A 12,723-nucleotide genomic window follows, 5' to 3' on the forward strand; every position below is an offset into this window, starting at 1 on the left:
AAGCTCTCAGGCATTCATCGCAACCGCAATCTCGGCGGCAAGGCGCGCATTGTTTTCGACCAGGGCGATATTGGTCTTCAGGCTGCGTCCACCGGTCATGTGGAAGATCGTGTCGAGCAGGAAGGGCGTGACTTCCTTGCCGGTGATTTCCTCGCGTTCGGCGCTGGCGAGCGCCCGGCCGATGTAAATCTCCATCTCTTCGCGCGGGATCTCGGCCTCGAGCGGCACGGGATTGGCGATCAGCATGCCGCCGGCGATGCCGAGCTGTTCGCGCATGCGCTGGAAGTTGGCGATCGCCGCCGGACTCGGGAGTGTCAGCGGGCTCTTCAGTCCTGACGAGCGCGACCAGAAGGCGGGGAATTCCTCGCTGTCGAAGCTGACCACCGGGACACCGCGGGTCTCCAACACTTCGAGCGTTTTCGGAATGTCGAGGATGGCCTTGGGGCCGGCGGAGACGACGATGACGGCCGTGCGCGCCAGTTCCTCGAGGTCGGCGGAAATATCGAAGCTCTCCTCGGCGCCGCGATGAACGCCCCCGATGCCGCCGGTGGCAAAGACCGAAATGCCGGCGCGGGCCGCGGCGATCATGGTGGCCGCCACCGTTGTCGCACCGGTGCGGCGCTCGGCAAGCGCAAAGGCAATGTCGGCGCGCGACAGCTTCATCACGTCGCGCATCTCAGCCAAGGCAGCGATCTGGGCCGGTTCGAGGCCGATGTGCAAGACACCCTCGATCACCGCAATGGTTGCCGGCACGGCACCGTTCTGTCGCACGATGTGCTCGACGCTGCGGGCCATGTCCAGGTTTCCCGGAAAGGGCATGCCATGGGTAATGATGGTCGATTCGAGCGCGACGATCGGTGCTCCGCGCGCTTTCGCGGCGACAACCTCGTCCGCGTAGACGATCGGCAGAAGGGGGGAAATGGAGCTTGTCATCATTCGTGTCCGGAATTGAGCGGGTTTCGTGGCAGGATAGCGGCTGCCGGCACGAGGGCCAGCCCCGACTTTAGGAGTTCTCTGGTAAGGTTCGCTGCCGTGGCATGAGGAGACCGCAGGGTGATTGCCGCGCAGGCGGTGCCATGGCGCAGCGCTTCGCCGATCGTCTCGCCGCAGGTCGTCGCAGAGAGAAAGCCGGCGGCGAAGGCGTCGCCGGCGCCGGTGACGTCGGATATGGCCTCGAGCCGCGGCGGGGCGAGCAGGGCGATGTCATTCTCGTCAAACGCGACGGTCGCGCCGGCGCCCATGGTGACCGTGCCGGAGCGCAGACCCGCTCGCCGCAAAAGATCCGGCCAGTCGGCGGGATCAACGGCCCGCGCCCCTGCCAGCACTTCGGCCTCGGCGGCATTCATGAAGACGTGGTCGAGAAGCGGCAGGCAGGTCTTCAGGCGGATCGCCTTGGCCGGAGAAATGGCGATGACGGCGGTCGGCTTGCCGAGCCGGGCGGCGCTGGTCGCCAGGGCGGCGATCGTGTCCCCTGGCAGGTTAGCGTCGCACAGGACATTCTGCGTCGCGGCCAGGCTGTCGCGCAGCGAGCGGCTGCGCAACCGGCGCGGGGTGAACAGATCATAAAGCGCCATGTCGGCCAGCGCCACGATCAGATTGCCGTCGTTTTCCAGAATGGCGGTATAGCTCGGTGTGGCGCGGTCGAGGAAGACGACCGGGCAATCCTCGATCCCCGCCTGCTCGGCGGCGGCCGCCACGCGCTGGCCGTTCGCATCGCCGCCGCGCGGCGCGATGAGGCGGACCGGATGGCCGAGCCGCGCCAGATTGCAGGCCGCGTTGAAGGCGCCGCCGCCGGGCTCATCGAACCACGTGCCGGGATTGCTCGCGCCCAGGCGAGTCTGACCGCCGATCCTGCCGCGGCGGTCGATGTGGGCGCCCCCGATGACCAGCACCGGCGCGGTCAAAGCGGACCTGCCGAGGCGTCTTCAAAGCGCGAATCGGCCGCCCATGAACCCGTCGCCCGGTCGTCGGCCGGAAGGCTCGCGCTGCGTCGGATCTCGTCCGGGACAAAAGTGGAACGCCGGCCTGGAAAGCCAGTTGATCCAATTGCTTGGCCGGGTCTTGCCAAATGAGAACAAAACATGTACATATTCGCCATCGGCTGCTTCATTGCCTATGCGGCTTCAATAACCTAAAGGTGGACCAGATGGCACAAAATTCTTTGCGGCTCGTAGAGGACAAATCGGTGGACAAAAGCAAGGCATTGGAAGCGGCGCTCGCGCAGATCGAACGATCGTTCGGCAAGGGCTCGATCATGAAGCTCGGCGCAAACGAGAGCGTGGTCGAAGTCGAGACAGTTTCGACCGGCTCGCTCAGCCTCGACATCGCGCTCGGCATTGGCGGACTGCCCAAGGGCCGCATCATCGAAATTTACGGCCCGGAAAGCTCGGGCAAGACGACCCTTGCGCTGCAGACGATCGCCGAAGCGCAGAAGAAGGGCGGCATCTGCGCCTTCGTCGATGCGGAGCATGCGCTTGATCCGATCTATGCCCGCAAGCTCGGCGTCGATCTGCAGAACCTTCTGATCTCGCAGCCGGATACCGGTGAGCAGGCCCTTGAGATCACCGATACGCTGGTACGTTCGGGTGCCGTCGACGTTCTGGTCGTCGATTCGGTCGCGGCTCTGACCCCGCGCGCCGAAATCGAAGGCGAGATGGGCGACAGTCTGCCCGGCCTGCAGGCCCGCCTGATGAGCCAGGCGCTGCGCAAGCTCACCGCCTCGATCTCCAAGTCGAAGACGATGGTGATCTTCATCAACCAGATCCGCATGAAGATCGGCGTGATGTTCGGCTCGCCGGAAACCACGACCGGCGGCAATGCGCTGAAGTTCTACGCTTCGGTCCGCCTCGACATCCGCCGCATCGGTGCTGTCAAGGATCGCGAAGAGGTCGTCGGCAACCAGACCCGCGTCAAGGTGGTGAAGAACAAGATGGCGCCGCCGTTCAAGCAGGTGGAATTCGACATCATGTATGGCGAGGGTGTGTCGAAGACCGGCGAGCTGGTCGATCTCGGGGTGAAGGCCGGCATTGTCGAGAAGTCGGGTGCCTGGTTCTCCTATAACAGTCAGCGCCTCGGTCAGGGCCGCGAAAACGCCAAGCTGTTCCTGCGCGACAATCCGGCCCTGGCCCAGGAAATCGAAATGGCGCTGCGGCAGAATGCCGGGCTGATTGCCGAAAAGTTCCTGCAGAACGGCGGTCCCGACAGCGAAGAGGGCGATGCCGGCGACGCATAATTGCTGCGTTCTGTCATTTTTCAGATTAGAGACCGGCCACATATCGAAAGAGGTGTGGCCGGTTTTGCGTTCGGCGGCTGGACAGGGGGAATGGCGAACGATAAAAGCCATTGATTTTCGCGGATCGGCCGCTTTCCGGCCAGAATGAAGGGCATGACATGAGCGGCGTGAACGACATCCGGTCGACTTTTCTCGATTTCTACAAGGCGAATGGCCACGAGATCGTGTCATCGAGCCCGCTCGTTCCGCGCAATGACCCGACGCTGATGTTCACCAATGCCGGCATGGTGCAGTTCAAGAACGTCTTTACCGGGCTCGAGCATCGTCCCTATACGACGGCGGCAACAGCGCAGAAATGCGTACGTGCCGGCGGCAAGCACAACGACCTCGACAATGTCGGCTATACCGCCCGCCATCATACCTTCTTCGAAATGCTCGGCAATTTCTCCTTCGGCGATTATTTCAAGGAACAGGCGATCGAGCTTGCCTGGAAGCTGATCACCAAGGAGTTCGGCCTCGACCGCAAGCGTCTGCTGGTCACGGTCTACCACACCGACGACGAGGCCTTCGATCTGTGGAAGAAGATCGCCGGGCTTACCGACGACCGCATCATCCGCATTCCGACCAGCGACAATTTCTGGGCCATGGGTGATACCGGCCCCTGCGGTCCGTGCTCGGAGATCTTCTACGACCACGGCGACCACATCTGGGGCGGTCCGCCCGGCTCGCCGGAGGAGGATGGCGACCGTTTCATCGAGATCTGGAACCTCGTCTTCATGCAGTATGAGCAGGTGACCAAGGAAGAACGGGTGAGCCTGCCGCGTCCGTCGATCGATACCGGCATGGGTCTCGAGCGCGTCGCTGCCGTATTGCAGGGGCGCCACGACAATTACGACATCGACCTGTTCCGGGCGCTGATCGAGGCATCCGTCGACCTGACCGGCGTTCCGGCCGAGGGCGATCGCCGCGCCAGCCACCGGGTGATCGCCGACCACCTGCGCTCGTCGGCCTTCCTGATTGCCGACGGCGTGCTGCCGTCCAACGAAGGCCGTGGCTATGTGCTGCGACGCATCATGCGGCGCGCCATGCGCCATGCGGAACTGCTCGGCGCCCGCGAACCGGTCATCTACAAGCTGCTTCCCGTGCTCGTCCAGCAGATGGGCCGCGCCTATCCTGAACTGGTGCGCGCCGAGGCGCTGATCGCCGAGACGCTGAAGCTCGAGGAAACCCGGTTCCGCAAGACGCTCGAGCGCGGCCTGTCGCTGCTGTCGGATGCGACCACAGATCTTGGCAAGGGCGACACGCTCGACGGCGAGACGGTGTTCAAGCTCTACGACACCTATGGCTTTCCGCTCGACCTGACGCAGGATGCGCTGCGCGCCCGCGGCATCGGCGTCGACATCACCGGTTTCAACGATGCCATGCAGCGGCAGAAGGCCGAGGCGCGTGCGCACTGGGCGGGATCGGGCGACAAGGCGACGGAGACCATCTGGTTCGAGCTTAAGGAAAAGCACGGGGCGACCGAGTTCTTCGGCTATTCCTCCGAGACCGCCGAGGGCCAGGTCCAGGCCATCGTGCGGGACGGCATAGCGGTCGAGAGCGCCTCGGCCGGCGAGAACGTGCAGATCGTCGTCAACCAGACCCCGTTCTACGCTGAATCGGGCGGTCAGATGGGGGATGCCGGGATCATCGCCAGCGATGCCGCGCGCGTAACGGTCAGTGATACGCAGAAGAAGGGTGAGGGCCTGTTCGTCCATGTCTCGACCGTTTCCGAGGGTACGCTCAAGGTCGGCGATGCGGTCGTGCTCACCGTGGATCACGCCCGCCGCTCGCGGCTGCGTTCCAACCATTCGGCCACGCACCTGATCCACGAGGCGCTGCGCGAGGTGCTCGGTACCCATGTGGCCCAGAAGGGTTCGCTGGTCGCGCCGGAACGCCTGCGCTTCGACGTCTCGCATCCGAAACCGATGTCGGCGGAGGAACTCAAGGTCGTCGAGGATATGGCCAATGCCATCGTGGTGCAGAATTCACCCGTGACGACGCGCCTGATGAGCGTCGACGACGCGATCGCCGAGGGTGCGATGGCCCTGTTCGGCGAGAAATACGGCGACGAGGTCCGGGTGGTATCGATGGGCACGGCGATCGAAGGCCCGAAGGCCGGCAAGGCCTATTCCGTCGAATTGTGCGGCGGCACCCATGTCGGTGCCACCGGCGATATCGGCCTGGTGCGCATTCTCGGCGAAAGCGCCGTCGGCGCCGGCGTCCGTCGCATCGAGGCCCTGACCGGGGAAGCCGCGCGGGCCTATCTCGCCGATCAGGACGAGAGGGTGAAGCAACTCGCCTCGACCCTCAAGGTGCAGCCCGGCGATGTCGTTTCGCGCGTCGAGGCGCTGATCGACGAGCGTCGCAAGCTTGAGCGCGAACTGGCCGACGCCAAGCGCAAACTCGCCATGGGCGGCGGTCAGGCCGGGGCGGAGGAGGCCGTTCGCGAGGTGAACGGTATCCGTTTCATCGGCAAGGTGCTGAATGGTGTCGACCCCAAGGACCTGAAAGGTCTGGCCGACGACGGCAAGACGACGCTCGGATCGGGTGTCGTGGCGCTGGTCGGGGTGTCGGAAGACGGAAAGGCAAGCGCCGTCGTCGCCGTGACCGCCGATCTGGTGGCCAGGGTGAGCGCAGTCGAACTGGTGCGCGTCGCTTCGGCCGCTCTTGGCGGCAAGGGCGGCGGTGGCCGTCCGGACATGGCACAGGCCGGCGGCCCGGACGGTGCCCAGGCGGAGGCGGCGATCGAGGCCGTCGCAGCGGCGCTCGCCGGCTGATCGCCGGCAGCCTGGTTCGCTCGCCGCAGTTTTGCGGCGGCGGGTTGTCGGGCGAAGGTTCCGTTCGATGGTCTGAAGTTTAAGAGGGCGCGGCTTGAGACTGCGCCCTTTTTCGTGTCCATGGACCATCCGCAGGCTATTTTCCGTGCCGCGCAACCGATCGCGAGAGTGGCGCTGCGCGACATGTGGCGGATCCCCGTCCGATCCGTGCGCAGCGTTTCCCTCTGCCGATCCGGCGCATTGCGCAGGGCGCTGGTAAATCCGGATCAGCCAGGCTTTTCGGCAATCAGGGCGCGCGCTTCCCCGACCGAGGGCAGGTAAACCACATTGGCGCCGTGAACCTCGTGGGTTTCCAGCATCCGGCGAACATCCGGTTCGGCGCCGGTGATGTAGACGCTGACGCCGGCACGCCGCGCCTTGCGCACCGTGCCGGCGATGACATTGGCGGCGGTCGAATCGATGAAATGCAGGCCCGAGCAGTCGATGACGAAATGGTGGTACTGGTCGGCGATCCGGTCGAGGACCGATCCGACCGTTGCCGCCGCGCCGAAGAAAAAGGCCCCGCCGAGGCGATAGACGACGGTATTTCCGTCGATATTGTCGAGCGGCCGCTCCTTGACCTCGTCCTGTGGCGCGACGGTCACGCTCTTTCCCATGCGGTCGATGAAGAGCAGGGCGCCCAGGGCGAAGCCGACGATGATCCCTTCCGTCAGGTCGCGGAAGACGACGAGCAGCATGGTGACGAGTAGTACCACGGCGTCGCCGCGCGAGGTGCGGATGAGGGCGGCGAAGGCCGGACGCTCGATCATGTTCCATGCGACGATCGCCAGGACGCCGGCAAGGGCGGCCAGCGGAATATAGCTGGCGAGTGGCGCGGCGATCACCATGAATAGCAGCAGGAAAAGCGCGTGCAGCATGCCGGCGACCGGGCTCGTCCCGCCGGCGCGGACATTGGTCGCGGTGCGGGCGATCGTGCCGGTCACGCAGAAGCCGCCGAACAGGCCGGAGCCGATATTGGCGATGCCCTGTCCGATCAGTTCGACATTCGAGCGATGGCGCCGGCCGGTCATGCCGTCGGCGACGACTGCCGAAAGCAGCGATTCGATGGCGCCGAGGAGGGCGAAGGCGATGGCATCGGGCAGGACCGCCCGGGCGAGGTCGAGCGATATTGCGGGAAGCTGCGGCAAAGGGAGACTGCGGGGAATGCCGCCGAAGCGGCTGCCGATCGTTGCGATGTCGAGGTGGAGGAACGCGGTCACAGCGGAGGCGAGGCAGACGGCGATCAGCATGCCGGGCCAGCTCGGGCGCCGACGCCGCAGAGCGAGGATCGTGCCGACGGTGAGTGCGGCTATGGATGCCGCGCCCGGGTCGAAGCTGGGCATCGCGGCGGCAAGCGCCGGCAGTTTGTCAATGAGCGGACCCGGTTCCTTGGCCGGCAGCGTCAGGCCGAGCAATTCGCTGATCTGGCTGGCAAAGATGATGACGGCGATCCCGGCGGTGAAGCCCACGGTCACGGGATAGGGTATGAACTTGACATAGTTGCCGAGCCTGAGGGTGCCTGCCAGAATGAGAAACGCCCCCGACATCATCGTCGCCAGCATCAGGCCATCGATTCCATGCGTTGCGACCGTTGTGGCCACAAGCACGATGAAGGCCCCGGCCGGTCCGCCGATCTGGTGCCGGCTGCCGCCCAGCAGCGACACCAGAAAGCCCCCGACGATGGCCGTGTAAAGCCCGCGGTCCGGCGTGACGCCGGAGGCGATGGCGATGGCCATCGACAGCGGCAGGGCGACGATCGCCACGGTCAAACCGGCAAGGGAGTCTGCCCGAAGTCTCTCCAGGCCGTAGCCTTCACGGAAAACGGCGATGGACTTCGGTATGAAAGCGTCGGTCATGCAATCCCCCCGATGGCACAGGTCCGCCAGTGCAATCATCTAAGCAGACTTGGCTGGCCCATCGCTAGAGGCCCTGACGGACAGACGCGCATTTTCAAGGCAACGACTAGCCGGCAGTTTCCATTTCTCGCATCTCGGCGTCATCCTTTTCCTGGGCGCGGCGGAAGGCGGGTCGGTCGGTCACGCGGGCGAGGTAAGCCTCGAAGGCCGGTCGTTTCTCGATCGAGCCGAATTGCAGGCCCCAGCTGACATGGGAGCCGACATAGACGTCGGCGGCGGTAAAGGCGTGGCCGGCGACGAAGGGATTGGTCGAAACGGCGATCTCGAGCGTGTCCATGACATCCTCGAAACTGCCATAGCCGATCATGCGTCGTCGTTCGTCGGGAACTTCGAAGCCGAGGCTGCGATTGCTGACGGCCGCCTCCAGCGGGCCGGCGGCGAAAAACAGCCAGCGGTAATAGTTGCCGCGCTGGGTGTTGGGTGGCGCAAGCTTTGCCTCTGGGAAGGTGTCGGCCAGATAGGCGCAGATTGCCGCGCATTCGGTGACGACGATCTCGCGGTGGCGCACCGCCGGCACCTTGCCCATGGGGTTTACTGCCCGGTAGTCAGGCGACTTCATCGCCGGGCCGAAGGGAACGATCACCGTTTCATAGGGCTGACCGGTCTCCTCCACCATCCAGCGCGCGATTCGCCCGCGCGACATGGGATTTGTGTAAAGCGTCAGATCGGCCAAGGTTTCCCCCCTCGTGCGTTCCTGTTATGTTCTATTTATTAACAGTCTTCGAACGGCTTCACAAGATGGCGCAAAACAAAAAAAGAAAACCCGGCGCGAGGCCGGGTTTCCATCATTCTCAAAGGTGTGCTGCCGGATGGCTCAGGCGGCCATGGCCTTCTGCAGGTTCTCGTCGACCTTGTCGAGGAAGGCGGTGGTCGACAGCCAGGGCTGGTCGGGACCGATCAGCAGCGCCAGGTCCTTGGTCATGAAGCCACTCTCGACGGTGTCGATGCAGACCTTTTCCAGCGTCGTGGCGAAGCGGGCGAGCTCGGCATTGTCGTCGAGCTTGGCGCGGTGGGCGAGGCCACGGGTCCAGGCGAAGATCGAGGCGATCGAGTTCGTCGAGGTTTCCTGGCCCTTCTGGTGCTGGCGGTAGTGGCGGGTCACCGTGCCGTGGGCCGCTTCGGCTTCGACAGTCTTGCCGTCCGGGGTGAGCAGGACCGAGGTCATCAGGCCGAGCGAGCCGAAGCCTTGAGCGACGGTATCCGACTGAACGTCACCGTCGTAGTTCTTGCAGGCCCAGACATAGCCGCCGGACCACTTCAGCGCCGATGCGACCATGTCGTCGATCAGGCGGTGTTCGTAGATGATGCCGGCTTCGTCGAACTGAGCCTTGAACTCGTTCTGGTAGACTTCCTCGAAGATGTCCTTGAAGCGGCCGTCATAGGCCTTGAGAATGGTGTTCTTGGTCGACAGGTAGACCGGCCACTTGCGCATCAGGCCGTACATCATCGAGGCGCGGGCGAAATCGCGGATCGACTCGTCGAGGTTGTACATGGCCATGGCCACGCCGGCGCCCGGGGCCTTGTAGACTTCCTTCTCGATCACTTCGCCGTCTTCGCCGACGAACTTGATGGTCAGCGTGCCCTTGCCGGGGAACTTGAAGTCGGTGGCCTTGTACTGGTCGCCGAAGGCGTGGCGGCCGACGACGATCGGCTTGGTCCAGCCGGGAACCAGGCGCGGCACGTTCTTGCAGATGATCGGCTCGCGGAAGATGACACCGCCGAGGATGTTGCGGATCGTGCCGTTCGGGCTCTTCCACATTTCCTTGAGGTTGAATTCCTTGACGCGGGCTTCGTCCGGCGTGATCGTCGCGCACTTGATGCCGACGCCGTGCTTCTTGATGGCGTTGGCAGAGTCGATCGTCACCTGGTCGTTGGTGGCGTCGCGGTTCTCTACCGAGAGGTCGTAATATTCGATCTGCAGATCAAGATAGGGCAGGATCAGCTTTTCCTTGATGAACTGCCAGATGATGCGGGTCATCTCGTCGCCGTCGATATCGACGACGGGGTTGGCAACCTTGATCTTTTCCATGAATATCCTCGCAGCTTGGGGGAGGGACGAGGGTCCCTGTTTTCTGTCTGGCAGCGCCTATAGCATTCCGGATCGGGAACGCAAAGCGCAGAGCCGACGCCGTAGCGCCTTTTCGTTCACAAAATCATACCAACTTTGGCCGTATTTCGGGCCTTTGGCCGCTCTTGTGGTTCGCCCTGCGTCGGATAGATTGCCGCGGAGCATTCCGCTCCTTTCAGGACATCGCCATGAAATCTCTCGCCGCCGCAACCGCCTTGCTGTTCCTTGCCGCCGGCGCCTGTCACGCGGCCGATCCGACCGCGCCGGTCAAGGAGGTCATCGACGTGGCAGCAGGCAATTGGACCGCGGTGGATCCGGCCAGCGAGGACGTGTTCGGCGAGAGCCGTCTCGACCGCCTGTTCAGCGCCGATTTCGCCTCGGCCTACCGCGAGGCCTCCAAGCATCCGGCCTATGATTTGCCGGAAGGGGAAACCACGGGCTCGCCCTTCGACTATGATCCGATTGCCGGTGGCCAGGATGGCTGCCCGTTCGAGAACATCCGTATCGAGGACGATGGAGACGGACAGGTGACGGCGCTGTTCAACAACCGCAAATGCTTCGGTGATGGACCTGAATACCAGGAGGACACCGTGCTGATCTTCCACGTCGAAGAGGAGGGCGGGCGCCCGGTGATCGATGACATCTATCCGGTGGTGAACGGCAATTCCGGGGCGTCGATCAAGGACGAACTGAAAACCATCGCAGCCGATAGATAAGCGGTCGTTCCACCCTTGAGCCCGACGCATCGCAGCGTCGAGCACCTCAAGGGACCGGTGGATAATGGCAAGGATCTTCGCCTGGGGCCCGGTGTCCGGGCGAGAAAAAGGGACGGATGGGCTCGCAAGTCGGAGCGGGGTTTTGATTTTTGCGGCGCTTTGTGCGAGTTAGGCCGCGAAATTCCACGCGAGGCGGTCATGTCAGGCACCAATAGCGAACGCGAACTTCTGGCCGAGGGGCCGGCGATCATTCTTGTCGAGCCGCAACTCGGAGAGAATATCGGCATGGTGGCGCGCGCCATGGCCAATTTCGGCCTGTCGGAACTGCGGCTCGTCAATCCGCGCGACGGTTGGCCGAGCGACAAGGCCCGGGCCGCCGCCTCCAAGGCCGACCATGTGATCGACGCAACCCGCGTCTTCGATACGCTGGAGGAGGCTCTGGCCGATCTCAACTTCGTCTATGCCACGACCGCGCGCGAGCGCTACGGCTTCAAGCCCGTGCGCTCGCCGGTGGTGGCGGCTGCGACACTGCGGGCGAAGTTCAAGGCGGGCGAGGCGACCGGCATTATGTTCGGGCGCGAGCGGTGGGGGCTCACCAACGAGGAGGTGGCGCTCGCCGACGAGATCGTCACCTTCCCGGTCAATCCGGCCTTTGCCTCGCTCAACATCGCCCAGGCCGTGCTGCTGATGTCCTATGAATGGATGAAGGGCGGCCTTGAGGATCTGGCCGAAACCTCCTTCCAGCCGCTCGAGCAGAAGCCGGCCACCAAGGAACAATTGTTCGGCATGATCGAATCCGTCGAGGAGGCGCTTGATGCGCGGGGCTATTTCAGGCCGGCCGCGAAGAAGCCGAAGATGATCGACAATCTTCGCGCGGTCTTGACCCGTCGCGCCTATTCGGAGCAGGAGATCAGCATCATGCGCGGCGTTTTCGCCACATTCGACCGATACAGCCGCAAGAGCCCGCGCGGCAAGGCGGGACCTTGGCAGGACCTGGACGGGGTGGACGATGACACAGACGGGGCATGAGCCGAAGCCGGTGCTGGTGTTCGACAGCGGCATCGGCGGGCTGACCGTGCTGCGCGAGGCGCGCGTGCTGATGCCGGAGCGCGGTTTCATCTATGTCGCCGACGATGCCGGCTTTCCCTATGGCGGATGGGAGGAGGCCCCACTTCGCAAACGCATCCTCGATCTGTTCGCCGAACTGCTCGCGACCTATGAGCCGGAAGCGGTGATCGTTGCCTGCAATACCGCCTTTACCCTGGCCGGCACCGATCTGCGCCATGCCTTTCCGGACATGCGTTTTATCGGCACGGTGCCGGCGATCAAGCCGGCGGCCGAGCGCACGCGGTCTGGGCTCGTCTCAGTGCTCGCCACACCCGGAACGGTGAAGCGCGCCTATACCCGCGACCTCATCCAGTCCTTTGCCGCCAAGTGCCATGTTCGGCTGGTGGGGTCGGAAAACCTGGCAAGGATGGCGGAGGCCTATATCCGCGGCGAGCCGGTGTCGGACGAGGCGGTGCTGGCGGAGATTGCCCCCTGTTTCGTGGAGAAGGACGGCGCGCGCACCGACATCGTCGTGCTGGCCTGCACCCATTATCCCTTCCTCGCGAATGTGTTTCGGCGTCTTGCACCCTGGCCGGTCGACTGGCTCGACCCGGCCGAGGCGATCGCCCGCCAGGCCCGCCGCTTGGTGCCGTTGATCGAGGGGGCGGAACACCCGCAAGGCTTCGACTTTGCCGTCTTCACCTCCGGTAAACCCGATTTCTCCACCCGTCGCCTGATGCAGGGTTTTGGCCTCGACATCGCAGACACCTCGGTCAAAGCCGTGTAGTGCCTCGAAAGCGCCGTGCGGATATTGGAGAACCAGCGGCAAACATGGTAGTGGTCTCATTGCGGCCGGGCAGGCCGTCTTTCAAAGGAGCCTCGAGCT

General features: G+C 64.0%; 10 protein-coding genes. 5 read left to right on the forward strand and 5 right to left on the reverse strand.

Annotated elements, in window-relative coordinates; genetic code table 11:
- Nucleotides 1–6: 6 nt before the first annotated feature.
- Entirely contained in the window at nucleotides 7–933 is a 927-nt protein-coding gene (locus RHIZ70P_RS05065; RefSeq protein ID WP_115669518.1) for a pseudouridine-5'-phosphate glycosidase, read from the reverse strand.
- Nucleotides 933–1,904, reverse strand: a complete 972-nt coding sequence (locus tag RHIZ70P_RS05070) for a carbohydrate kinase family protein (RefSeq protein WP_115669298.1) — start codon at nucleotides 1,902–1,904, stop codon at nucleotides 933–935. The genes RHIZ70P_RS05065 and RHIZ70P_RS05070 overlap by 1 nt, the downstream gene beginning before the upstream one ends.
- Before the next feature lie 242 nt (nucleotides 1,905–2,146).
- On the opposite strand from RHIZ70P_RS05070, the gene recA reads away from it, so the two are divergent.
- Together recA and alaS are read left to right on the forward strand one after the other, a co-directional pair.
- Nucleotides 2,147–3,232, forward strand: coding sequence for a recombinase RecA (gene recA, locus RHIZ70P_RS05075; RefSeq protein WP_115669299.1), 1,086 nt, complete (start codon nucleotides 2,147–2,149; stop codon nucleotides 3,230–3,232).
- Between the two features lie 158 nt (nucleotides 3,233–3,390).
- Nucleotides 3,391–6,051, forward strand: coding sequence for an alanine--tRNA ligase (alaS, locus tag RHIZ70P_RS05080; protein ID WP_115669519.1), 2,661 nt, complete (start codon nucleotides 3,391–3,393; stop codon nucleotides 6,049–6,051).
- Between the two features lie 266 nt (nucleotides 6,052–6,317).
- Here alaS and RHIZ70P_RS05085 read toward each other — a convergent pair whose 3' ends face one another.
- From RHIZ70P_RS05085 to RHIZ70P_RS05095, 3 genes are all read right to left on the reverse strand, one after another.
- The gene (locus tag RHIZ70P_RS05085) at nucleotides 6,318–7,946 is read right to left on the reverse strand and encodes a SulP family inorganic anion transporter (RefSeq protein ID WP_115669300.1); all 1,629 of its coding nucleotides are present in this window, start codon (nucleotides 7,944–7,946) and stop codon (nucleotides 6,318–6,320) included.
- Nucleotides 7,947–8,052: 106 nt separating this feature from the next.
- The gene (locus tag RHIZ70P_RS05090) at nucleotides 8,053–8,679 is read right to left on the reverse strand and encodes a glutathione S-transferase family protein (protein WP_115669301.1); all 627 of its coding nucleotides are present in this window, start codon (nucleotides 8,677–8,679) and stop codon (nucleotides 8,053–8,055) included.
- Between the two features lie 141 nt (nucleotides 8,680–8,820).
- On the reverse strand, nucleotides 8,821–10,035 hold the full coding sequence (locus tag RHIZ70P_RS05095; RefSeq protein ID WP_115669302.1) for an NADP-dependent isocitrate dehydrogenase: 1,215 nt from the start codon (nucleotides 10,033–10,035) through the stop codon (nucleotides 8,821–8,823).
- A gap of 227 nt (nucleotides 10,036–10,262) precedes the next feature.
- On the opposite strand from RHIZ70P_RS05095, the gene RHIZ70P_RS05100 reads away from it, so the two are divergent.
- The 3 genes from RHIZ70P_RS05100 to murI all read left to right on the forward strand — a co-directional run bounded on the left by RHIZ70P_RS05100 (nucleotide 10,263) and on the right by murI (nucleotide 12,624).
- Nucleotides 10,263–10,790, forward strand: coding sequence for a hypothetical protein (locus tag RHIZ70P_RS05100; RefSeq protein ID WP_115669303.1), 528 nt, complete (start codon nucleotides 10,263–10,265; stop codon nucleotides 10,788–10,790).
- Between the two features lie 198 nt (nucleotides 10,791–10,988).
- Nucleotides 10,989–11,819, forward strand: a complete 831-nt coding sequence (locus tag RHIZ70P_RS05105) for an RNA methyltransferase (RefSeq protein WP_115669304.1) — start codon at nucleotides 10,989–10,991, stop codon at nucleotides 11,817–11,819.
- Entirely contained in the window at nucleotides 11,800–12,624 is an 825-nt protein-coding gene (gene murI / locus RHIZ70P_RS05110; RefSeq protein ID WP_115669305.1) for a glutamate racemase, read from the forward strand. The genes RHIZ70P_RS05105 and murI overlap by 20 nt, the downstream gene beginning before the upstream one ends.
- The last annotated feature ends 99 nt before the right edge of the window (nucleotides 12,625–12,723 follow it).

The organism is Paenirhizobium selenitireducens ATCC BAA-1503, assembly GCF_900492185.1.
GTDB classification, from domain to species: domain Bacteria; phylum Pseudomonadota; class Alphaproteobacteria; order Rhizobiales; family Rhizobiaceae; genus Allorhizobium; species Allorhizobium selenitireducens_A.